The organism is Phycicoccus sp. (assembly GCF_035325325.1).
Lineage (GTDB): Bacteria > Actinomycetota > Actinomycetes > Actinomycetales > Dermatophilaceae > Phycicoccus.
The window spans coordinates 1-22,836 of sequence record NZ_DAOLAC010000008.1 but is presented as its reverse complement, the minus strand read 5'-3'; the positions used below and the strand labels follow the sequence as shown (position 1 = coordinate 22,836).

At 68.1% G+C, this 22,836-nt stretch carries 14 protein-coding genes and 2 tRNA genes; 11 read left to right on the top strand and 5 right to left on the bottom strand.

Annotation, left to right across the window (positions count from 1 at the left end; genetic code table 11):
- Window positions 1-281 precede the first annotated feature (281 nt).
- The 8 genes from PKA89_RS07275 to PKA89_RS07240 all read left to right on the top strand — a co-directional run bounded on the left by PKA89_RS07275 (window position 282) and on the right by PKA89_RS07240 (window position 11,090).
- Window positions 282-1,298 carry a BMP family protein gene (locus tag PKA89_RS07275; RefSeq protein ID WP_324418063.1) on the top strand — a complete coding sequence of 339 codons (1,017 nt, stop codon included), beginning with the start codon at window positions 282-284 and terminating at the stop codon, window positions 1,296-1,298.
- A 10-nt stretch (window positions 1,299-1,308) separates the two neighbouring features.
- Entirely contained in the window at window positions 1,309-2,865 is a 1,557-nt protein-coding gene (locus PKA89_RS07270; protein ID WP_324418061.1) for an ABC transporter ATP-binding protein, read from the top strand.
- Complete coding sequence (locus tag PKA89_RS07265) at window positions 2,862-3,941, top strand: ABC transporter permease (RefSeq protein WP_324418059.1); 1,080 nt, start codon at window positions 2,862-2,864, stop codon at window positions 3,939-3,941. The genes PKA89_RS07270 and PKA89_RS07265 overlap by 4 nt, the downstream gene beginning before the upstream one ends.
- Window positions 3,941-4,816 carry an ABC transporter permease gene (locus PKA89_RS07260; RefSeq protein WP_324418057.1) on the top strand — a complete coding sequence of 292 codons (876 nt, stop codon included), beginning with the start codon at window positions 3,941-3,943 and terminating at the stop codon, window positions 4,814-4,816. The genes PKA89_RS07265 and PKA89_RS07260 overlap by 1 nt, the downstream gene beginning before the upstream one ends.
- Window positions 4,817-4,965: 149 nt before the next feature.
- A tRNA-Ile gene (locus PKA89_RS07255) sits at window positions 4,966-5,042 on the top strand.
- Between the two features lie 31 nt (window positions 5,043-5,073).
- The gene (locus PKA89_RS07250; protein ID WP_324418055.1) at window positions 5,074-5,196 is read left to right on the top strand and encodes a DLW-39 family protein; all 123 of its coding nucleotides are present in this window, start codon (window positions 5,074-5,076) and stop codon (window positions 5,194-5,196) included.
- Window positions 5,197-5,233: 37 nt separating this feature from the next.
- Window positions 5,234-5,306 (top strand) — tRNA-Ala (locus PKA89_RS07245).
- A 543-nt stretch (window positions 5,307-5,849) separates the two neighbouring features.
- Window positions 5,850-11,090, top strand: a complete 5,241-nt coding sequence (locus tag PKA89_RS07240) for a DUF3883 domain-containing protein (RefSeq protein ID WP_324418053.1) — start codon at window positions 5,850-5,852, stop codon at window positions 11,088-11,090.
- 85 nt (window positions 11,091-11,175) lie between these two features.
- On the opposite strand, the gene PKA89_RS07235 is transcribed toward PKA89_RS07240, so the two are convergent.
- Both PKA89_RS07235 and PKA89_RS20230 read right to left on the bottom strand, forming a co-directional pair.
- A complete protein-coding gene (locus tag PKA89_RS07235) occupies window positions 11,176-11,919 on the bottom strand; it encodes a toll/interleukin-1 receptor domain-containing protein (protein WP_324418051.1) in 744 nt (247 codons plus the stop codon).
- A 5-nt stretch (window positions 11,920-11,924) separates the two neighbouring features.
- Window positions 11,925-12,155, bottom strand: coding sequence for a DUF2188 domain-containing protein (locus PKA89_RS20230; RefSeq protein ID WP_349255525.1), 231 nt, complete (start codon window positions 12,153-12,155; stop codon window positions 11,925-11,927).
- Window positions 12,156-12,390: 235 nt separating this feature from the next.
- On the opposite strand from PKA89_RS20230, the gene PKA89_RS07230 reads away from it, so the two are divergent.
- On the top strand, window positions 12,391-12,837 hold the full coding sequence (locus tag PKA89_RS07230) for a hypothetical protein (protein ID WP_324418049.1): 447 nt from the start codon (window positions 12,391-12,393) through the stop codon (window positions 12,835-12,837).
- A 125-nt stretch (window positions 12,838-12,962) separates the two neighbouring features.
- Here PKA89_RS07230 and PKA89_RS07225 read toward each other — a convergent pair whose 3' ends face one another.
- Complete coding sequence (locus tag PKA89_RS07225) at window positions 12,963-14,177, bottom strand: site-specific integrase (protein WP_324418047.1); 1,215 nt, start codon at window positions 14,175-14,177, stop codon at window positions 12,963-12,965.
- Window positions 14,174-14,455: a helix-turn-helix domain-containing protein gene (locus tag PKA89_RS07220; RefSeq protein WP_324418045.1), complete on the bottom strand. Its 282-nt coding sequence runs from the start codon at window positions 14,453-14,455 to the stop codon at window positions 14,174-14,176. Before PKA89_RS07220 ends, PKA89_RS07225 begins: the two co-directional genes overlap by 4 nt.
- 355 nt (window positions 14,456-14,810) lie before the next feature.
- Here PKA89_RS07220 and mobF point away from each other — a divergent pair, with 355 nt between their 5' ends.
- Window positions 14,811-18,320, top strand: coding sequence for a MobF family relaxase (gene mobF, locus PKA89_RS07215; protein ID WP_324418042.1), 3,510 nt, complete (start codon window positions 14,811-14,813; stop codon window positions 18,318-18,320).
- A 3-nt stretch (window positions 18,321-18,323) separates the two neighbouring features.
- Here mobF and PKA89_RS07210 read toward each other — a convergent pair whose 3' ends face one another.
- Entirely contained in the window at window positions 18,324-21,413 is a 3,090-nt protein-coding gene (locus PKA89_RS07210; RefSeq protein ID WP_324418225.1) for a DUF3427 domain-containing protein, read from the bottom strand.
- 363 nt (window positions 21,414-21,776) lie between these two features.
- On the opposite strand from PKA89_RS07210, the gene PKA89_RS07205 reads away from it, so the two are divergent.
- Entirely contained in the window at window positions 21,777-22,628 is an 852-nt protein-coding gene (locus PKA89_RS07205; RefSeq protein ID WP_324418040.1) for a nuclease-related domain-containing protein, read from the top strand.
- Window positions 22,629-22,836 lie beyond the last annotated feature (208 nt).

The following is a 22,836-nucleotide window of genomic DNA, read 5'->3' as shown; positions in this document are numbered from 1 at the left end:
GGACCCCGGCGGCGGGTCCGCCAACGGTCGCGCACCGCGCCCAGGTGCTTGAAGGCTCAACCTCTTGGGATGGCCGGGGCCGCGAACCGCCGTGTGACGCATCGTCATTCATGGGGCCGATTACCACAGAGCGTTGGGCAAAGTCTGCTCACGTCCTCGTGCATGTCTGGCGGATGCCGACAATGAGCCGGTCCGGTGTCGCTTCGCACACTCGTCTCTCAACGGCCTGACATCGCCCGGGCTCCGGTCCCCGGGCGAGCCGATGACCCCAGGAGCGCGCCATGACCCGACCCACCAGCCGCCTCGTCGCCGCGATCGCCCTCGCGCCGCTCGTCCTGCTGGCCGCCTGCGGCTCCGACGACGAGGGTGGCTCCGGCTCGGGCGGTGGGAGCTCGACGACGAAGATCGCGGCCATCTTCTCCGGCCCCACGAACGACGCGGACTACAACGCCATCGGCCTGGCCGCCCTCAAGGCCGCCGAGAGCGCTGGCGCGGAGGTCTCCTTCACCGAGAAGGTCGCCGTGCCCGACATCGAGGCCCGCCTCAACGAGGCGGTCGGCGACGGGGCGACCGTCGTGTGGACGCACGGCTCGCAGTTCTACGACGCGACGGCCAAGGTCGCCAAGGCCAACCCGGACGTCGCCTTCATCGCCGAGTACGACGGCGAGGCCAAGGACCTGCCCGCCAACGTCTGGACGATCGACCGCCAGTTCCACATCGGCTTCTACGGCATGGGCGTCTTCGCCTCCAAGCTGAGCAAGACCGGCACGGTCGGCTACGTCGGCGGCCTCTCCCTCCCGTTCTCGATGGCCGAGGTCCACGCGATGGAGCAGGCGATCAAGGACACCGGGGTCAACACGACGATCAAGCCGGTCTGGACCGGTGACTTCAACGACGCCGCCAAGGCGCAGCAGTTCGCGACGCAGCTCATCGGCAGCGGGGCCGACGTCATCGTCGGTTCGCTCAACCAGGGCGCCACCGGCACCTTCCAGGCCTTCGAGGGCAAGCCCGAGGGCTCGGGCTGGGTCACCGCGAAGTACACGGACAAGTCCTCGGCCGCGGGCTCGCACTACGCCGGCTCGCTCGAGTACGACTTCACGAAGCCGCTCGCCGACGTCCTCGACAAGATCAAGGCCGGCACGACGACGGGCCGCTACCCGCTCGGCTTCGACACCGGCGTGCAGATCAAGATGTCCGACAACGTGCCCGCCGACGTCAAGACCGCCGTCGACGAGACCGTCGCCAAGGTGAAGTCCGGCGAGGTCACCGTCGCGCTCGACACCAGCAAGATCGGCTGACCCCGGACCCATGACCGACCCGACGGCCCCCGCGGCCGCCCCCCTCCTGCGGATGTCCGGCATCCGCAAGACCTTCGGGCCGGTCGTGGCCCTGGACGGCGTCGACCTCACCGTCGCGCCGCGCCAGGTCCACGGCCTGCTCGGCGGCAACGGGGCCGGCAAGACGACCCTGATGAACGTCCTCTACGGGCTCTACGCCCCCGACGCCGGCAGCGTCGAGATCGAGGGCCGTCCCGTGACGATCGCCTCCCCGAGGGACGCGATCGCCGCGGGGGTCGGGATGGTCCACCAGACCTTCCTCCAGGTCGACGTCTTCACCGTCGCCGAGAACGTCGTCCTCGGCACGTCGACCAAGGGCGTCGACGTCGTCGAGCGGCTGCGGGAGCTGTCCGAGCGGTTCGGCCTCGCCGTCGACCCGACCGCCCGGGTCGCCGACCTCCCCGTCGGCGTCCGCCAGCGCGTCGAGATCCTCAAGGCGCTCTACCGCGGCGCCAAGGTCCTCGTCCTCGACGAGCCGACGACGAACCTCACCCCGCAGGAGGTGGACGCCCTCTTCGGGTCGATGCGCGCCATCGTCGACGGGGGCATGTCGGTCGTGCTCATCACGCACAAGATCCGCGAGACGATGGCCGTCTGCGACGCCATGACGATCATGCGCGACGGCCAGTGGGTCGCCACGGTCGACGCGAAGGACACCAGCGCCGACGACCTCGCCGCCCGGATGGTCGGCACCGCGGCCGCCGACGACGACACCGTGAGGGTCGCCCTCGGCGAGGTCGAGGTCGGCGAGGCGAGGATCGACGTCCCGGAGGTCGGGGGGCAGGAGCGGCTCGTCGTCTCCGGCCTCACCGTCGCCGGCGTCGGCGCCGGCGCACCCCCGCTGGTCGACGACGTGTCGTTCGCCATCCGCCGTGGCGAGATCCTCGGCATCGCCGGGGTCGCCGGCAACGGCCAGGTCGAGCTCGCCGAGGCGCTGACGGGGTGCCGCCCCGCCGCCGGCTCGTTCGTCCTCGACGGCGTCGACCTCGCCGGCCGTCCCACCGCCGACTGGCTGGACGCCGGGGTCGTCTACGTTCCCGAGGACCGCCAGCGCGACGGCATCCTCCCCGGGGCGGGCATCACCGAGAACCTCGTGCTCGGCTCGCACCGACGCCGCGCGCGTCGCGGGCTCATCGGCTGGGGTGACGCCCGCGCCGACGCCGTCACGGCCATCGAGGAGTTCAGCATCAAGACCCCGAGCGCGGCCACCCCCTGCGGCCAGCTCTCCGGCGGCAACATCCAGCGCGTCATCCTCGCCCGGGCCTTCGCCCACCGCCCCAAGGTGCTGCTGCTGCACAACCCGACCCGGGGCCTCGACATCCCCTCGACCCGGTTCGTCTACGACCGCGTGCGCCAGGCCGCGGCCGAGGGCTGCGTCGTCATCGTCATCTCCGAGGACCTCGACGAGGTCATCGCGCTCGCCGATCGCGTCAAGGTCGTCTACTCGGGCCGGCTCGCCGGCGACATCGCCCGGGGCGCGACCGACCCGTACGAGCTCGGCCGCCTCATGACAGGAGTGGGTGCATGAGCACCGCCGTCCTCGCCCGACCCTCGGCCGGCGAGCGGGCCCGCAGCGCGGCGGTCGCCGCCGTCCCCTACGTCCTCGCCGTCCTGGCCGCGTTCGCGATCGTCGCCGTCGTCATCGCGCTCCTCGGCCACGACCCGGCCAAGGCGTTCCGGGCGGTACTGACGAACTCCTTCCGGACGCCCACGGGCATGGTGCAGACGCTCCAGAAGTGGGTGCCGCTCACGCTGCTCGCGCTCGCGTTCGCCATCCCCCTCGCGGCCGGCCGGTTCAACATCGGTGGCGAGGGGCAGCTGATCCTCGGCGCCACCGGTTCGGTCGCGGTCGGCATCACCCTCTCCGACCTGCCCATGGTCGTCCTGCTCCCGCTGAGCATCCTCGCGGGCGTCGCGGCCGGCGCCTTCTGGGCCGGCATCTCGGCCTGGCTCATGGAGCGGTTCCGGGTCAACGAGATCCTCTCGACCGTCCTGCTCAACTTCGTCTCGTTCGAGATCCTCGACTACGTCGCGTCGGTCGTCTGGTCCGACCCGGGGGCCGGTGGCGCGGTGACCCTCCCGATCGGCGAGGGCGCGGTCCTTCCGACCCTCGGCCGCCCGCCGATGCACGTCGGCGTCCTCCTCGTCGTCGTCCTCGCGGCCGTCGCCGCGGTGCTGGCCAGGCGCAGCGTCGCCGGCTTCGAGCTCGGCGCCGTCGGCCTCAACGAGCGCGCGGCGCGCCTCCACGGCATCCGGACCGGCCGCGTCGCCGTCCTCTCGATGGTCGTCGCCGGCGCCATCGGCGGCCTGGCGGGCGCCATCGAGGTCATGGGCGTCCACCAGCGCGCCATCGAGGGGATGCAGAGCAACTTCCTGCTCCTCGGCATCATCATCGGGCTCATCGCCCGCGGGTCGCTGACGGCGGTGCCGTTCGTCGCCTTCGGGATCGCGGTCCTCGAGGTCGGCGCCGGCTCGATGCAGCGCGTGTCGGGGGCGCCCGTCGAGATCGTCCTCATCCTCGAGGGCCTCATCCTCCTGTTCATCCTCATGTCCGACGTCGTCATGACGCGACGGCGGCGGTCCCGAGCGAAGGCGGCGTCCTGATGGAGTTCATCGCGCTCACCATCACGGCGATGGTGCCGTTCCTCTTCGTCGCCCAGGGCACGATGCTGAGCGGCCGGGCCGGCATCTTCAACGTGGCGCAGGAAGGGCTGATGCTCCTCGGCGCCGCCGTCGGGTACCTCGTCTCGCTGGCCGTCGGCTCGAACACCGTCGGCATCGTCGTCGCCGGCCTCGCCGGTGCCGTGTTCGGCGCCGTGCTGGCCTGGGCCACGACGTACCTGAGGATGGACCAGTTCGTCGTCGGCCTCGCGCTGTTCTTCCTCGCGGGCGGGACGGCGAGCCTGCTCTACCGCGTCGTCATCGGCAACGACGAGCCACCCCGCATCAAGCCCCTGCCCGACGTGCTCCTCGGCCAGGACCTCCTCGTCTACCTGGCGATCGCCCTGTCGATCGGTCTGTGGTGGTGGCTCTACCGCACCGACGCCGGGATGCGGCTGCGGTCGGTCGGCGAGAACCCGAAGGCGGCGGACAGCCTCGGCATCGACGTCGTCCGGACCCGGATGGTGGCCGGAACGGTGGGGGCCGCGCTGATGGCCGTCGGTGGGGCGTACCTGCCGATGGTCTTCTCGGGCGTCTACGCCGATGGCATCGTCGCGGGTCGCGGCTGGCTGGCGATCGCCCTGGCCTTCTTCGGCGGCTGGCGGCCCCAGCTCATCCTCCTCGGCTCGGCGTTCTTCGCCGCGATGGACGTGCTCGCGCAACGCGCCCAGGTGCTGGGGATCGGGGTGCCGCACCAGTTCGTCTCGATGCTCCCCTATGTCGCGACGCTGCTCGTCATGGTCGTCGCGTTCCGGTGGGCCCTGGTGCCGCAGTTCCTCGGCAAGAACTACGATCGCGAGTCGCGCATCGTCGGGTAGGCCGGCGTCGTGCCGGCCACTGGGCGCCCGCCGGCGCGACGATTTCGGTGCGTGGGCGCTCGCGACTTCCGTTTTGGGAGGGTGGCGGAGCATCGGGTAACCTCGTGCCCCGCGCCTCCTGTCACGGGGGCGCGACGCCGGTCGGCGACGGGCCTATAGCTCAGACGGTTAGAGCGCTTCCCTGATAAGGAAGAGGTCACAGGTTCAAGTCCTGTTAGGCCCACCACCGACCATCCCCGGCTCCCAGGTGGTGTTCCGTGAAGAAGCTCCTCGTCCTCCTCGCATCCGCTGCGGGTGCGTTCGCGATCAGCAAGCAGATCAAGGACAAGCAGGCCGAGAACCGGCTCTGGGCCGAGGCCACCGACACCCCCAAGAGCTGATGCCCACCGCCGCCGGGTGTCGAGCCGGCGGCCACCGGGGGCCATGGCGCAATTGGTAGCGCACCTGCTTTGCAAGCAGGGGGTTAGGGGTTCGAGTCCCCTTGGCTCCACCGCAGGTCAGAGGCCCTTTGCGAGGTTCGCGAAGGGCCTCTGACGCGTCCGTACCCCAGCGAAGTACTGCAGTGCATCGCAGTAGCCGGCGCAGGGCGTGGAACGCTCAAGTAGCGGACGCCAACTGAAGACCACCCGCGCTCTCGAGGCCCTACCGCTGAAAGCGGCGCCACGCGGGGGCGTCGAGGAACGCCTGCGGCTGCTTCCGACCGAGACCGGCCGCACCCGGCACCGCCCCTGGGAGTTCTACCGGGACACCGCGTGCGCGACATGCCCGAGACCGCCCGTCGGGCGACGTCGTGGCCCGCCACCCACGTCTCGTTGACGATGGATATCACCACGGCCCGCACCGAGGGTTTCGACCGGATCAGAAACCACATCAAGCGCGTCGCCTGCAACTTCCCACGAGTTGGAGAACTATCAGTGGCGGATACTCTCAAATGTCCCGCTCAGCCGAGCACGACGTGACGTAGCCTGAACCGGCACCGCCCCACGCAAAGTCGGAAGGCCGCGTTGGCTTGGCCGACTCAGGACCCGGAGGTGTGGACTTGCAGACGGATGCTGTGGCCGTGCTTGCCAAACCGGAGTTTCAGGAACTAATCGACAAGAAGGCCAAGTGGCAGGTCGACCAGTTCCTCTTTGGGCGCGAGAACGGCGAACGGCCGACCCTTCAGATCAAACGGTTCATCGAAGGCATCATCTCGGCTGACTACCACGGCCGCACACTGATCGAACTGATTCAGAACGCCCATGACGCCCACGACAAAGACGCAGTTGACGGCCAGATCCGGGTCGTTCTTGACGAGACTGAAGGGCCATTCGGCACTCTGTACGTTGCCAACGGAGGACGTCCCCTCACCGACCGCAATTTTGCCGCGATGGTCGATGTGGCAGTCAGTGACAAGCCGCCGAGCGAAGGCATCGGAAACAAGGGCGTCGGCTTCAAGAGCGTTCTCCAGTTCAGCGAGTGCCCCGAGGTGTACAGCCGATCCAGTGCTGACACGCTGCAGTTCGATGGCTTCACGTTCCGATTCGGCACGGAAGACGACTTCGTCAACCTCGCCGCTCGCTGGGCACCACGCATGGAGGGACTGGCCGCCGAGTTGGCTGAGAACGTCTCCACCCTCACCTTGACGTTTCCTTTGGTGAGTGCGCCCCAGCGCGTGACCGAACTGGGTGACGCCGGCTTCTGTACCGTGATCCGACTTCCGCTGAAGTCAGAGCGTGCGCTGGACGATGCCCGAGGCGAGCTGGAGGCGGTTGCTGGCAGCGACGTGCCCATGCATCTTTTCCTAGATCGGATCGAAACAATCGATCTCGTCACGATAGGCCTCGACGGCGAGACCAGCTTGTCGCTAACGCGGCTGGTAGAGGACATCGACCGAGCTCGTTGCCTGACACGGTCGCTACTCCAGGACGACAGTGAGTTCATCGTCGCCCGGCGCACAGTCCCCGAGTCGACTGTACGGAAGGCGATTGAGGCCACCCGCGACGCGGGGGCTCATTTGCCGGGGTGGGACAAGTGGGAGGGTGACGCAGAGGTCGTCCTGGCGCTGTCAGCAGGTGGCCCGCTGGACTCACCGCGGCTCTACAACTTCCTGCCGATGGGCGATCGGGTGGAATGCCCGTTGCCCGCGTATCTTCAAGCCCCATTCTTCTCCAGTCTAGATCGACGCTCGCTGGACGAGACCTACCCAATCAACGAGCTCTTTCTCGATGAAGCTGCTGCGCTTGCAGCAGACCTACTGACCGCAGCCACAGAGGGACATGTCGAGTTCCCACCCGGAACGCTCGTTGATCTGGGATGTTGGTCCAAGGGCCACCTCCCTCGTCTGGTGGCGGTGTTGGAGAATCGGTCCTGCCCGCTGGCAGGGCTGGCCTTTCTTCCCTCACGCGAAGCCGCAACACCGTCACGCGTTTCCGTGGCGGACGGGTCCCTGTGGGATGTGTACGGCGAACACTTCACCCCCGCGCGACTCGAACCGGAGCAGTTGCGAGGGCTCATCGACCCAGGGCTCGGCTCGACCCGAATCGCCAGGCTCGCGGACCTCTACCGTGAGCTCGGGCATGCGGCGAACTGGCGGACAGGGAGCGAGACGCTCGTTGCGTTCGCTGAGACGTGCGCTGCCCACCTCCAGTCGACCGGCGCGAGCCCAGAGGAATGGGCAGAGTTCTACGACGAGTTGGCTGCGTCGCTACCACGGTCGGCGCCGCTGGCAGGTGCCAAGATCGTGGCAGGGTTAGGTCGCCTACTTCAGGCCAACGGAGCGCCGGGAAGCCCGACGGTCTTCTTCCCGCCACAACGGGGTGTCACAGAGTCACGAATGCAGCCCCCTGAAGCCGTGGCTCATCAACTGGCATACGTCCGGGACGACATCCCTTGGCGACTCGACGACAAGAGTTACCGGGCAGGGCGCCAGTGGTTGTCGGAGTGCGTTGCCGACTTCGGTTCAGAAGACATTCTTCGGGTGGTCGCCGAAGTGATGGGTCAGCAGGACCTGGACGCCGCCGACCTAAATGACTCACTCCGTTACGCACTCGATGTCTGGAGGAACGCACGGAGCCCGTTGGGAGAGGAGTACTTCCCCGCGACGCCCTTTCGCGTTCCGACTTTCTCAGGGTGGGTTGCTGCAGACGAGGCGTACTTCGGCAAGGGCTGGGCGGGAGATGACGCCTGGGTTGACGAGGCGTTGGTTCGCCTCGTTGAGGCACTTGGTGACGAGATCAATCTCGATGGCATAGCCGACAGCATCCTCCAGACGCCGTCGGACTGGGTTGCCGAGGAGGACATCGACGCCATGCGCGAGTTCTTGGAGAGAGCCGGTGTACGCCACGGCCTCTGGCCGATTGAAGTCGAGTCCGCCCGGTGGAACGTATACGGATCGACCCTCAACAGCCCCACCTCGCTCTCTCGCCATAACCTGCCCGGTTGGGTTCCAACTGATCTGCGCGAGATGTGGCTCGATGCGGCATGCCAGTGGCCCGGCCGATCAGCCGCGTACACAACCGTTGAGTATCGGTTGGTACATATCGCGCGTCTGCCTGGCCAGTCGGAGTGGAGTGACTTCTCCACTCGTGCCCAGGAGATATTTGGCGAGTTGGTGCTGGCAGGGCTGGACAGATGGGAAGACCTCGACCTCCACGCGCGCTTCGAGCGGCCCCAAAGTGGAGATGTCGCGACCTGGCCGTCCTTCGTGACCACGTTCCTCTTGACTTCCCCATGGTTCCCTCAACGGGAGCCCGGTGATCGGACAAAGGTGACGCTTGCGCCGATCGCAGATGCATGGTGGGTCGAGGGCGACGCGCCGCCGTACCTGCCGGCGCCGTCACCGCATCTCCGCCGTTCTGTTGGCTCGCGCGCCATCGAAAGGCTGCGGGCGCTAGGCGCTCGCCATTGGGACGCGGAGGATTCGGCGGTGGCACGCATCGAGTACCTCGCTCAACTGATCAGCCAGGATGGCGCCTGGGTTCGAGGAACCCGGGCCGAGTACGAACGAAGTTGGGTCGACTTTCTCGCCGACCCCGCAAGCGATCCGCCCCATGGCGTCTTGGTCGAACGCCTGGGCGCCGTCGAGTTGGCCGAGATCGCTGACGACGGCGAGACGATCTACTACGCAGTTCCAGATGTTCCGCAGGCCGCGCTTCTGGCGCAACTTCCGCTGGCTCGCCTGGGTTTCACCGATCGCTCCTTGTCCCGACGAGTCGGTCGCTACGTGTCTGCCGCCGCTCCCAACCGATTCAAGTCTGTCGCCGACGCGGAGATCAAAGCCTTCTGGACGGAGCCGACGAGTCAAGGCCCGCTCCTGGACTTGCTCGGGGACTGGTTCGAGACGCTCGTCCTCTTGGTGCTTTCGCACCAGCAGGGCGTGCTCAGTCGTAGTTCCAGACAGCTTGGGCAGGCGGTGCATCGGCTAAGGACAACAAACCTCATGGTTGTGGATCAATTCTCAACCAGCGTGGACGGATACCAGGTTCAAGATCCGCAAGGTCAGTCGTCCTGCTGGGTCGAAGGCGATGACGGGCGAGGAGTCGTGCTCGTTCGACACGCGCCGGGCTTGACAAGGATCGAGCTTGCGGAGCGAGCTGCCGAGGGCATCGCCCAAGCCGTAGGAGTTCCCGCAGTCTTCAAGGATCTCCGGCTTGCGCTGGTCGACCTACGAGGTGCCGTACGCGGAGGCACCCCGTCCAACGCCGATCTTGCCACCGCACTGCGGCTGCCGGAGGGCGAAGTCGAGCTTGCCCGTGCCGAACGGGGTGCCGTTCGGCCTGATACGTCGACCCTGGTGACGTTGCTGGCGACGCTGGCTCCAGATGTTGCGGAAGAGCTCCGCGACACGCCTGACATCCCGACTGATCGAAGCGAGATGCAGGCGTGGCTCGGCCTGCGGCTCTCGGGGACCGACGTCGATGCTGCTGTGGTCTTGAGTTATGAGGAACGAGGCTGGGCCACCGGACCCATCGAGGAAGGTCTCGTTTCTCTCAAGGAGGCAAACGACGGGCTTCGAACGCTCGGATTGGAACCGGTGGCAAACACTGAGGTCCAGGTGCGTGAGTTCACGGCCTTCGTAGCGGCGCGCAAGTCCGTTCTCGCGGACGCGCTGCGGGACCGTTTCTCGTCCAAGGTCGCGGAGGACCCCAACATGCTGGCCTCGTATGCCGCACTCCTGGAGTTGCCGAACCTGCGCCACGATCCTGTGTGGCCGGACCTTTTCTGGAGAGTGCCTGTCGGCGAGATGGCCAAGCGAGTAGAGCAGTGGCTGGTGGGCGTGGCTGGCCCGCCAGTTGCCCGGACGCTGCCGTCCGTCGATGACCTTCGCGGCCGTCAGCGTCAGAGCATGACGAGCTCGCTCACCACGGCGCGAGATTCGGTCCTCACCTGGTGTGAGCTCAACGAGGGACCAGCACCACCTCTCATCGACGTTGCCTCGGTGTCCGCGCAGATCCGGTCCAGCGGCTATTTGGACTTCGGCGAGAGAACGTCGGACGAGTTTGTGGCTTGGCTCGCAGCACACGGCTACTGGCCCAGCGCGATGCCGCACACGCTGAACCAGCGCGAGTTGGGCATCACCCAGGAAGACCTGCGCAAGGCGCGTGATCGCAAGCGACGCGAAGCTGACGAAGCCAAACGACGCGAAGCCACGATCGCGTTCGAGGGAAAGGAATACACCGGTGACCCCGATGACCTTCTGAAGCTGGATGAGGCGATCGCTGATGCGCTCGCCGAAGTCGACCTCGGTGAAGCCCCTTCGCTGGAGGAGCTCAACGAGCTGCCACCGACGAGACTCGGCGGTGGTGGTGGCAGTCGGAACCCGGCGTTGTCCAAGCCGGCCCGCGTGGGATTGGTTCCACCCGGGAAGCTCGCGAAAATCGGACTCGCTGGGGAGATCTTCGCGGGCCACTGGATTGCATCCAACTTCGGTCTCCCCCGCGAGCAAACGTGGCGCTCCGGCGCCCGCAACGACATCATCGGCGATGGACTTGGGGACGACTCCCTTGGCTATGACTTCGAGGTGCTGGCGGGAGACCTCACCTACTTGATCGAGGTAAAGGCCACCACCGGAAGTGACACGTCCTTCCAACTGCCAGAATCAGAGATTCGGCGAGCTCTCAGCCTTGCTCCCCACGAGCGCTACACGATCCTGTTCGTCGGCAATGTGTTGGATTCGCAACTGCGGCGCTTCCATTGGCTCCCGAACCCGTTGGGCCCGGAGGCACGGCTGTTCCGCGTCGACGGCCGTGAGATGAAGTTCAGGTTCGAGGTAGCTACCGAGGTGGAATCATGAGTCGGCCGACCCGACTGATCCTGCAGGAGGATCGGTCGGCGTCAACGGCGGTCCGAAAGACGCGTAGCGGTTGGGCGATGTTCGCTCAGGTGTCGACGGTGACCGCCGCGGCAATCTTGCGCGCGATGTCGTTGACTGAGTCGGTGGCAGTGGTGAAGCCCGCGAGATCGGGGAGGATCCCGCTGTACTCCTGCACGTCCTTGAATGTGACGTTGTGTAGGACCGGAATGAGTGTGGACTTGCCCAGCAGAGCGCCGAGCTCACGCTCGGTCCAGAAGCGGCCAGCCAGATAGGCGGGCGTCAACAGAGCGATGCCGGACCGGGCCTTGCGTAGCCCCTGATCCATCTGAAGGGACTGACTCTTGCCGGCCTGGATCGAGACGTGGTCGAACCAAACTGCAACCCCGAGGTCTTCCAGCGCAGTCCGGAGCTCGGCGGCCACCTCACTGCCGTCGATCCGCGCGTAGCTCAAGAACGTTTCGTACTCTTTCGGATCCACCTGAGCGACCGCGTCGTGAACCCGGTCGGACAGCCGCCGCTCCGGCTCCGTGTAGCGCACGGTCGTAGAACGGCCCTCACTGAGTTGTCTGTTCAGGTGATCGATCACCCGACGGTTGTGCGCGTCGGCCTTGCGGTTGTGCGCATCTGCCTGTCGGTTGTAGTCCGCGATCACTCGACGGTTGTGGGCCTCGGCCTTGCGGTTGTACTCATCCACCGCCTTCTTGTTGGCGCGGTTGACCCGGTCGACCTCCCTCTTGAGCTGCTGCTCTGCGCGCCGCTGAGCAGCGCGCATCTGCGCGTTGAACTGGCTTGCGCTGAAGTTGGCCATCGCAATCAGCCCCTCGGCGGGTAGGGGTCGTTGCCATAGGAGTCTCGCTCCCGGATCCGGCCATCACGACCATGCACGTACAGCTCAGTGCGCTCACGCCGGGCGGTGCCTCGCCCAGCAGAAGCAGCCTCCGCCTGCGTGTCGTGGACAGACGAGGCGCGCTCAGCTCCGTCTCGCACGACACTCCAGCGCCCATCCTCCCGCGGCGTGATGTGCACGCCCTTCCCCTTGCTCATGGCGCTCCTAGTTGTGTCGAGGTTCTGTCGGCCGCCCCGTCTGAGGCCGGCCCTGAGTCCAGTGTGCGGTGGTCCCTTTTCGCGCGGAATTATTCGGCCGAATGTGGCGAGTCGTCCCACGATCTACCTGGCCCGCGACAGCAGGACGGCGGCGTGTCAGCTCCTGTGAGCAGCGGTGATGAATCTACGATGCCTCCATGAGATTTCGCGCGAATTCTTGCCGTTCAGAGCGCCCATGACACCGGGAAGCAGGGGCACGCATCTCGTTGAGGTGGAGGGCCTCGACGAGGGCGCAGACGACCTGGAGTTCCTCGACGGCTTCTGCGCCAATCCACGATGCGACCAGCGCCTGCAGCACAGCACCGGACCGGGGCGTCGCGCCAAGTACCACGACTCGGCCTGCAAGCGGGAAACCGAGCGCATGTTCAGACGACTGCAGGGTCGTTTGCGGCACTTCCAGAGCCAGGTGGACATGGTGGAGCGGCAGTTGGCTGCATACACCGACGTGACCGAAGCCGCGGATGGTGAGTCAGGGCCCTCCGGAGAGGAGAGCGTCGAGGCGCGGGTTGCGTTCGCGCGTGCATCAGCCCTGGTCGAAACAATGGACGGCGATGAGTCCAGCGAACGCTGGGCAAAGGAACTCGAGCGGTTGGTTCAAGCTCTCGACCCTGTGCTCGGATAAGTCAGAGTCACCTTGCGGCCGCGGTCCGTCGAAGTGCCACGCTGTGCACCCGTCGACGGGGCGGGTGTCGAGTTCTCGATTCTGGAGCTACAACACCCGCAGCCTGAAGGCCGGCACCGCTGGGGCTAGGCGCCTCCGGTGAGCCGGACCCCGAGCTGATGCAGGGCGTCGCGGGTCGATTGCGATGAGACTTGGGAATACACCTCCATGGTCAGGGCGATGCGGCTGTGTCGTAGGACCGCCATCGCGACGCGCGGGTGTACCTCGAGGGCTACCAGGAGGCTGGCGCAGGTCCTGCGCGTGGCGTGGACCGGGATCACCGGCACGCCGGCCTTCACCGCGCGGAGCTTGAAGTCCCGGTGGAAGTTGCGCGGGTCGACTGGGTCACCGTGTCGGGTCGTCAGGACGAGCCCGCAGTCGCCCCACATCTCGCCGGCCGCAAGCCGGCGCCTGTCCTCTTCGATGCGGTGCCTCTCGAGCGCCCGCACCGCGAGGTCGGGGAGCGGCAGCGGAGCGTCCGACGATGGCGTCTTGGTGTGCCGCCGCATCAGCTGCCCGTCGACCCGCTGGACCTGCCACGCGATGAGCGCCTCGCCGCGCTCGAGGTCGACGTCCTCCCACGCCAGCCCGAGCAGCTCCCCGCGCCGCAGCCCGAGCGTCAGCAGGAGGACGTAGGCCGCGTAGAGCGGGTCGTTGTCGACCCGCGCCGACTCCAGGAACCGCCGCGCCTCCTCCACCGTCCACACCGGCTGCTTCTTTCGGCGCGGCATCGGCACCCTCACGAGCGCGGCGACATTCCGGAAGATCAGCTCCTCGCGCATCGCCTGGGTCAGCGCCCCACGCAGCACCCGCCATGCTTGGTGGATCGTCCAGTCCGAGGCGACCTCGTGGCAGCAGTTGCCGATGGCGCAGCACAGCGGCACGGGACGGACGGCGTCCTTCCCTTGGGCGCAGCACTGGCACCTGGTCCGTAGCGCGTTCACCCAGACCTGGACGTCGCGGACCATGAGCTTGTCGAGCGGCCGGTTGCCGAGGTCGGGGACAATGTAGAGGCGGGCGAACATCTCGTAGTTCTTCGCGGTGGTCGGCGACAGGTTCGGCTTGACCGTCTCGCGCAGCCACCGCCGCAGGAAGTCCCGCAGGCGCGGGGAGACCGGCGCCACCGGTCCCCTCCGCGCCTGCTGGTGGAGGCGGAGCCACTTGGTGTGGACCTCCTCGCGGGTCTTCCCGTAGACCGACTTGCGCTGCCGGCGCCCGGTCGGGGTGGTGATCCACACGTGAGCGGCCCAGCCGTTGCGATACGGGTAGATCGACCCCTCCCCGTTCGGCCGCCGGCTCACGGCCAGTCGTCCTCCACCTCGAACGGCCAGTCCGCCTCCGCCTCGGCGGCCCGCCGCTCGATGTACTCGTCGACCCATGCGGGCAGGATGCGCCGCGACCCGCCGTCCTTGAGCGAGCGCAGGTCGCCGCTGATGACCATCATCCGCACCTTCGTCGTGCCGTACCCGAGCATCTCGGCGACCTCGGGGACGGTGTACCAGCGCCGCCGCAGCGGCCCGACGGGCGCCTTCCGCTCGTTGGTGGGTCCTGCGTTGTTCTGCTGTGCCGCCGTGGACATGTCCGACTCCTCTCGTCGCGGGCCGACCTCCAGTAGGTCACGTCTCACCCGAAACGGCGATGGCCCTCGCGACCTGTGGATAACCACCGACACGACGTGCCCGCCTACTAGGAAAAGCCTCTGGACCCGCCCTTCCTGGACCTCCTCCACCGAGAAACCTCGAACCGACTCACCTACCGACGACCTCGATGCCCCCGACCGCCGCCCCGCCTCGCCACCGCTGCCGCACACCGCGTCCCGGCCCACCGACGCAACCATCACCACCACGATCCAGGAACACACCCGGTGCACTGACGTGGTCGATTCCTCGACGACAGGTCCAGGAAGGCCCTCCCCGGAGGCTTTTCCATATGTGATGACTCTTCACAAGCTCGCCGCCGGGAGCGGGTACACGTACCTGACCCGGCAGGTCGCGGCCCACGACGCGACTGAGATCCGGCAGGCCGGGCTGGCAAGCTACTACGAGGAGAAGGGCGAGGCGCCCGGACGGTGGATGGGATCCGGACTGGCCGGGCTCGACCTCGCCCTCGGGGACGCGGTCACCGAGGAGCAGATGAAGCTGCTCTTCGGGCAGGGACGGCACCCCCGCTCAGGGGAGCCGGAGGCGACCACCCGGGGATGGGGCGCGCTCGGCCGCGCCTTCCCGACGTTCGCCGCGACCACGCTGCGACAGGAGGTCGCGCAGGCCTTCAGCGACCACAACACCGGCCAAGGCCTGTCGTGGAACGCGCCGATCCCACCGGGTGAGCGGGCCCAGATCCGCACCAGCGTCGCCACCGTGGCGTTCGCCCGCGAGCACGGCCGGCCGCCGCGGGACGATGCCGAGCTGACCGGGTTCCTCGCGAGCGCGTCCCGGCCGGCGCAGGTCCCCGTCGCCGGGTACGACCTGACCTTCAGCCCGGTGAAGTCGGTCTCCGCGCTGTGGGCGCTCGCCCCACCGGAGGTCGCCGGCCAGGTCGAGGCTGCCCACCACGCCGCGGTCCGCTCGACCCTCGCGATGCTTGAGGGCGAGGTCGCGTTCACCCGGGTCGGCAAGGGCGGCATCCGGCAGGTGCCGGTCACCGGTCTCGTGGCGGTCGCGTTCGACCACCGCGACTCCCGTGCCGGGGACCCCGACCTGCACACCCACCTCGTGGTCTCCAACAAGGCCCAGACCCTCCCGGCCGAGGGGAGCAAGTGGCTCACCCTCGACGGGCGGATGCTGTTCAAGGCCAAGGTGATGGCCTCCGAGCACTACAACACCCGCCTCGAGGCCGAGCTCACCGACCGGCTCGGCGTCCGGTTCGTCGACCGACCCGACCCCCAGGGCCGCCGCCCGGTCCGCGAGATCGACGGCCTCGACCCCCGCCTGCTCGAGGCGTGGTCGTCCCGCCGCCGTGACATCACTGACCGTCAGCGCGACCTCGCCGAGGCCTTCCAGGCCGACCACGGTCGCGTCCCCACCCGCATCGAGTCCCTGGCGCTGGCCCAGCAGGCCAACCTCGAGACCCGTCCGGACAAGCATGAACCTCGCAGCCTGCGTGAGCAGCGGGAGCAGTGGCGCGCCGAGGCCGAGACCGTGCTCGCTCACCCCGGGCGTGCCGGCGCCAGTGCGGCCGCCGACATGCTCGCCGGCGTGCTCGGCCGCGGGCGGCAACACGTTGTCCACAGGGGTGGGTACGAAGGCGGCAACGAACTGTCCACAAGGGTGCTCGCGGTGCTCGAGGCGTCACGCTCGACCTGGCAGGTCTGGCACGTGCGGGCGGAGGCGCTCCGTCAGGCCCGGTACGCCGGGGTGGCGCTCGCCGACCTTGACGAGACCGTCCGTGTCGTCACCCAGTGCGTCACCCGACAGCTCTCCGTGCCCGTTACCGAGACCCGCGACCTCGGCGAGCCGGAGGTGCTGCGCCGCCCGGACGGGGAGTCGGTCTACACCGTCCACGGGAGCCGGACCTACACCTCCATCGGCATCCTCGATGCCGAGCGGCGGCTCCTCGAGTCCGCCGAGCGCACCGACGGGCACACGGTCCAGGAGATCTTCGTCCAGCTCGCCATCGGACGCCCTACCGAGAACGGAACGTCGCTGGACCCCGGCCAGGCGGACCTCGTCGCCCGGCTCGCCACCAGCGGAGCGCGCGTCCAGGTCGCCCTCGCCCCGGCCGGCAGCGGCAAGACCACCGCGGTGGCCACGCTTGCCAAGGCGTGGCGCGGCGGCGGCGGGGAGGTCGTCGGGCTCGCCCCGACCGCGGTCGCCGCAGCTGAGCTCGGAACTGCCATCGACCCCCCCGCCGAGACCGTCGCCAAGTTCCTCCACACCGGCTCGCTCGCCGAGACCGACCGCCGGGTCGCCGCGTTCCCGCCGGTCGGGCCCCGCACCCTCCTGATCGTCGACGAGGCCGGGATGGTCGGGACAAGGGACCTCGCCGCCGTCGTCGACCACGTCCTCACCCGCGGCGGGAGCGTCCGGCTCGTCGGCGACGACCAGCAGCTGACCGCCGTCGCCGCCAGCGGCATCTTCCGCGACCTCGCCGGGCTCGGCGACCGCACCGGCACCACAGTGCGGCTCACCGAGCTGCACCGCTTCACCGACCCCGCGGAAGCCACCGCCACCCTCGGCATCCGCGACGGTTACCCCGCCGCGCTCGAGCACTACCTCACCCTCGGCCGGGTCCACGTCGGAGACGCAGGCACCGCCGCCGACCAGGCCTACGACGCCTGGCGCGCCGACATCAACGCCGGACGGAGCAGCCTCCTGCTCGCCGCCAGCCGAGACGTCGTCCGCGTCCTCAACGAGCAGGCACGTGCGGACCGGCTGGACGGGCACCACCCGACCCGGGAGGTCGGCCTCGCGGACGGCAGCCACGCCAGCGCCGGCGACCTCGTCGTCACTCGCCACAACGACCGATCCCTCCGCACCCGCAGCGGCACCTGGGTCAAGAACGGTGACCGCTGGGCCGTTCGAAGTGTCGGTCCCGACGGCGCCCTGCTCGTCGCCCCAGCCAACCGGCGGGTCGGCGGCCACGAGAGCGTCACCCTCCCCTTCGGGTACGTCGAGCAGCACGTCCAGCTCGGCTACGCGGGCACCATCCACGGCGCCCAGGGCGCCACCGTCGACACCACCCACACCGTCCTGGCGGGCAACGAGAGCCGGCAGAGCCTCTACGTGGCCCTCTCCCGAGGACGACACGAGAACCACCTCTACCTCAGAGACGGCGCGACACCCGCCGAGGACGTTCCCCTCGGCACCCTGCCGCCGGATGACGGACCACGCGATCTACTCGCCCGCATCCTCGACCACGACGAGCGAGTCGAATCCGCCACCCGAGCAGGCACCCCCGACACCCACCACGAGCTCGCGACGCTCGTCCAGCAGTACGAGGACGCCCTACCGCTCCTCGCCCAGCACGTGCTCGGCACCGAGCGGATGCGGTCCCTCGACGACGCGCTCGAACGGTGGCTTCCTGGGCTCACCTCCCAACACGGGTACCCGGGTCTGCGCGGCCAGATCGCGATCAGGTGGGCGGCCGGCGACTCCCCGAACGACGTCCTCCAACAGGCCACTTGGTGGCAGACCAAGGACGAGCTCGTCGCCGAGGACGACCCCGCTGCCACCCTTGCCCGCAAAGTTGCCCTCTCGCGTGCTGGCGGCAGCGGCGAGGGGACGCCGTGGTTACCCGCTGTGCCACAACTCCTCCGCCGCCACGAGTCGGCGGGCGCCTACCTCGAGCGCCTCGCCGGTCGTATCAACGAGCTCGCATCCTTGTCCGAGCCCTCAGCGCACTCGCCTGAGCGCGAAGACCGACTGTCGGTCGGACGGTCCCATCAGCAGCGTGCCGTTCCCGCCAGAGCGCCTGTCGGGCTTGGGGCCGCCGGGCCGAGACGCTGAGGGTCACACCACGACGCTGGCGGCGGCGAAGTCCGCCGCAGGCATCGGTGTTCGCAGGTGCCAGGTGATGGCGATGGGGCGCTCACCGCGGTGCTCGACGTAGTCGGCCTCGCCAAGGAACAGATAGGGCGCGCCGCCGCCGAACGCGGAGACCTTCTGCGGCCTGGTGAACAGCAGCACGTGACTGCCGTTGGTGCGGTGGTTCAGGTACCGCTGACCGGTCGGCGACGCCACGGTGGTCCCCGACTGCGACTCCCAGTGGAAGAGCTCCGGACTGATCGCGTAGTCCTGGTACATCGTGGTCGGTGAGTAGTCCGCCTCGGACTTGTGCAGGGTCACGAGGAAGGCGTCGGCGTTGGCTTCGGGTGCGAACAGAACTCCCTCGCGGAAGCTGTTCGGCTTGCGGCCGTCGAGCGACACGTAGTCCAGGGCAGCGACGATCTCCTCGCGCGTGTACCGAGCGTGAACCTTCAGCGGGCGCAGGCCGAGCGACCCCTGGAGCCGAGATGTCACGCGCTCCGCGGAATCCAGTCCGATCTCGATGGCTGCCCGCAGGTCCTGCCGAACGGCGGTCTCCCCGCGAAGAGCACTCAGTCCTTCGGCGTACGAGGCGAATCTGCCGCCGTCCGGCCAGAGGGAGAAGAACAGCATCCGACCGTAGGCTTGGAGAGTGGGGTCCGCTTGGCCATAGTCGGGCGCATCGTCAGCGAGCCAGGTCAGGTAGGCAGCCGCGCGATCAGGGTCGTCGATGTGGCACAAAGCGCGTACCCGCTTGAGGAGCGTCTGTTCGAGGGGACCTCCCTTGGGGACCTCGAGCCTGGCGTCGCGTCGTAGGCGCGCCCAGGAGCGGTCCGCCCGGACCACGTCCGCGAGCTCGACGCCGGACTCGTCGAGGAAGGTGGACAGGTCATCGGTGGGGTGGGCCCGCAGCTCGGCGGTGATGCCGGTCCAGCGCGTGGTGACCTGGCTGCGAATGTTCTCCAGCACGAGTTCCTGGCTCTGTCGGTCGAGCACGATCTGTGTCCCGGCGGGGAGGAACGGGAAGCCGTGCTGGATGTCCCGCTCGAGCGCGGCCCGTGTGCTGCCCGTCATGGCCCGGAAGCGCTGGTCGAAGCGGAACTCCTTGCGGTGGTGACCGACGAAGTCGAGGGCGGTCAGCACGGCCTTGTCGGTGGCCCGGCGCAGGCCACGTCCGAGCTGCTGAAGGAAGACGGTGGAGCTTTCGGTGGGGCGGAGGAAGAGGACGGTGTTGATGGCTGGGACGTCGACGCCTTCGTTGAACACGTCGACGGCGAACAGCACCTGGATCGCCCCGTCGCGCAGATCCCGCACCGCGTCGTCCCGCTCGGGCTTCGTCGTGTCTCCGAGGACCACAGCCGCCCGGATCCCGGCCTCGTCGAAGACTCGCGTCATGTACTGGGCGTGATCGCGGGAGACGCAGAAGGCGAGGGCCTTCATGCCGCTGAGGTCGGCGACCTTGTCCCGGACCGCCTTGAGCACGATGCGCGCCCGGGCGTCGTTGCCGGTGAACAGGTTGGACAGCTCGCCGGCGTCGTAGGCGCCGGCCTTCCAGTCGACCCGCGTCATGTCCATCCCGTCGGCGACTGCGAAGTAGTGGAATGGCGTCAGCAGGTCGGCTTTGAGCGCGTCCCACAGGCGTAGCTCAGCGGCCGTCCGTCCCTCGAAGAAGGAGCGGACATCCAGCCCATCGCCACGCTCCGGGGTGGCGGTGAGCCCCAGGAGTTCTCGAGGTTGGAGGTGGTCGAGGATGCGTCGGTAGGTGCGGGCCTCGGCGTGGTGGAATTCGTCGACCACGACGACGTCGTACGCGTCCGCGGGGATGTTGGTGATGCTGTACGACGAGAGGGACTGGACGGACGCGAAGACGTGGTCCCAGCGCTCGGGGCGGTGTCCATCGACGTAGAGCTCGCCGAAGCCGGCGTCGCTCAGGACCTCGCGGTAGGTGCGCAGGGACTGTTGGAGGATCTCCCGCCGGTGCGCGACGAAGAGCAGCCGAGGCAGCGTCGCGGATCCGGCGGCGAGGCGGCGGTAGTCCAGAGCCGCCACCACGGTCTTGCCGGTCCCTGTCGCGGCTACGAGCAGGTTGCGGTGCCGGTCGTGAACCAAGCGCTCGACGTCGAGTTGGTCGAGCATCTCCTGCTGGTAGGCGTACGGACGGACCTCTAGCCCCGAAAGGGTGAGGGTGACGCGGTCGTGAGGCCGCTTGCCGGCCGCCTCGGCGAGGGCGTCGTCTAGGCGGTCCCGATCAGCGTCGGGGTCGTAGGTCTCGAAGGTTGGGTCGTTCCAGTAGCTGTCGAACGTCGCCCGGAACTTCTGCAGCAGCGCGGGAGTGGAGATGGCGGAGAGTCGCACGTTCCACTCGACGCCGTCGAGCATGGCCGCCCGGGACAGGTTGCTGGAGCCGACGTAGGCGGTGTCGAAGCCGGTGTTGCGCCGAAACAGCCAGGACTTCGCATGCAGCCGGGTCCGCTGCGAGTCGAACTGGACCTTCACCTCGGCCCCGAAGTCCCGGACCAGCCGGTCCAGAGCGGCCCGATCCGTCGCGCCCATGTAGGTCGTGGTGATGATGCGAAGCGGCACGCCTCGCTCCCTGAGCGCCTCCAGTCTGTCGTCGAGGAGGCGAAGTCCGTACCACTTGACGAAGGCCATGATCAGGTCGACGCGATCGGCACTGGCCAGCTCCGCACGGATCTCATGGCCGAGCCCCGGCTCACCCGCGGCGTTCGTCAGCAAGGCCGCCTCGGAGAGCGGAGTCGAGGGACGGTCACTCAGCAACCGAAGGTGGCCTCCGGGCGCCGGCGGAACCGCAATAGCAAGCAGTTGCCTCGCCGCCGACAGCGAGTCCTCCGAGGCACCGAGCATCTCCACGAGCTGGTTGACCAGGGCCAGGCGCCGCTCGGCATTCTTCTCCTCACGCAGAGCTCGGAGGGTGACATCCCGGACGTGCCTCGCCAGAACGTCAGGTTCGTCGGCCTCGTCGATCGGCCCGCGGTGAATGTCGAGCTTGGTGATCGCCGCCAGGCGCTTCTCAAGCGCACGCGTGATCAGGCTCTCGTAGAGGCCCTCGAGCAGGCTGCCATCCCCAGTGGTCACTCATCGCAGCTTGCCAGGCCTTGGCGCGTGAGCCTGCGAATTCGGCTATCGCGAGCCTGCAGAATTCGGCTATCGGGCGGCTGACTTGTGAAATCGGCGGCCCCCACTTGGGCCGCGTTCAGCGTGCTCGTTCCAAACTTGCTGGACACTTCCCGGATGTGGCACCCGGACAAATCGAGCGATCACGGCCGCCGACGCGAGCTCTCGAGCGCGACCAGGGCGGGATCGTGGGCACGCGCACGCGCCCGTAATGAGCAGCGAGCCTTCATCAGGTCAAACCGAGGCATCCTCGCGGCTTTCGTTGGCTTGGGGGTGACTCTTAGCGTTGCGATCGCCTGGACGATGCCGAACCTCTTCCTCTCCGGCGTCGTGACAGGAGCGGCCTTCGTCTTGATCCCAGGGGCTGTCTGGGTCCTGACCATGCAAGCCACGGGGACGGCCTCGTCCATGACGGGCGACGACGCCGAGAAGTGGACCGCCGCGGAACTGCGCCGGCTCTCCAGAAGGGGATGGCGGCTCGTGAATCACGTTGCTCTCAGCGAACGAGATGTCGACCACGTGCTGCTGGGCCCTGGCGGCGCGTACGCCCTTGAAACGAAGTGGAGTAGTTCATGGGAGTCGGAGTACGGGCGTCGACGACTCCTCGATGCGGTCGCCCAGGCCAAGGCTGGCGCCCGCACGCTGCGACTGTGGCATCCGTTCAAGGCACTGGAGATTGAACCTCGACCTGTTGTGGTGCTGTGGGGGAGGGGTCTGGTCGACAAAGGGCAGAAGGACCAGGTTCGAACCATCGAAGGCGTAAGTGTTGTGGCGGGAGCCGGCCTGAAGGACTGGACCGCAAGTCTCGGCGAGGACGTGCTGTCGGATAGGCACGTTGCCGAGGCCTGGTCGGCCCTCGAGAAGCAAATCGCTCTTCGAGACCCCCATGAGAAGTCAGAGAACCCCCTGCCACTCTCAGTGGCCGACATGGTCGCAAGGGCCTGTATGGCATTGGGTTTCGCCGCTTTCGGCGTCCTGGCAGTTGGTCGGATCCTCAGCCGCACGGAGTCTGCCGTCCAGACACTCGTGCTCGCCCTCGCGCTGGTCGCACCGAGTGCCCTGCTTACCCGGTGGCCCTTGGGGAGGTGGGCAGCATGGAGTTGGTCCCTGGGTGTCGGGCTGACCGCCACCGCGGCTCTCGTGGCGACGATCTGATTGGCGCGGGGAAGAATCGCTGTTGCGGGGGCGCAGTCATCTGGGGGTGGGTCAACGAACGCCTGACTCCCGGGTAGCGGCGCTGCACGATTGCCTGGGAGGCGCAGGGCCAGCGGGGCTACCTGCCCCCAAGGCGGCGATGTCGGACTGGGTCACACCGGCTCCCTTCTGTTGTCAACCGGCGGTTTTGAGTGGTGTCTTCACAGTG

Excerpts from the sequence above, each read along its gene's own strand:
- PKA89_RS07275 (WP_324418063.1), top strand. The coding sequence starts at position 282 with ATGACCCGACCCACCAGCCGCCTCGTCGCCGCGATCGCCCTCGCGCCG.
- PKA89_RS07270 (WP_324418061.1), top strand. The coding sequence starts at position 1,309 with ATGACCGACCCGACGGCCCCCGCGGCCGCCCCCCTCCTGCGGATGTCC.
- PKA89_RS07265 (WP_324418059.1), top strand. The coding sequence starts at position 2,862 with ATGAGCACCGCCGTCCTCGCCCGACCCTCGGCCGGCGAGCGGGCCCGC.
- PKA89_RS07260 (WP_324418057.1), top strand. The coding sequence starts at position 3,941 with ATGGAGTTCATCGCGCTCACCATCACGGCGATGGTGCCGTTCCTCTTC.
- PKA89_RS07235 (WP_324418051.1), bottom strand. The coding sequence starts at position 11,919 with ATGGCCAACTTCAGCGCAAGCCAGTTCAACGCGCAGATGCGCGCTGCT.
- PKA89_RS20230 (WP_349255525.1), bottom strand. The coding sequence starts at position 12,155 with ATGAGCAAGGGGAAGGGCGTGCACATCACGCCGCGGGAGGATGGGCGC.
- PKA89_RS07230 (WP_324418049.1), top strand. The coding sequence starts at position 12,391 with ATGACACCGGGAAGCAGGGGCACGCATCTCGTTGAGGTGGAGGGCCTC.
- PKA89_RS07220 (WP_324418045.1), bottom strand. The coding sequence starts at position 14,455 with ATGTCCACGGCGGCACAGCAGAACAACGCAGGACCCACCAACGAGCGG.
- mobF (WP_324418042.1), top strand. The coding sequence starts at position 14,811 with ATGACTCTTCACAAGCTCGCCGCCGGGAGCGGGTACACGTACCTGACC.
- PKA89_RS07205 (WP_324418040.1), top strand. The coding sequence starts at position 21,777 with ATGCCGAACCTCTTCCTCTCCGGCGTCGTGACAGGAGCGGCCTTCGTC.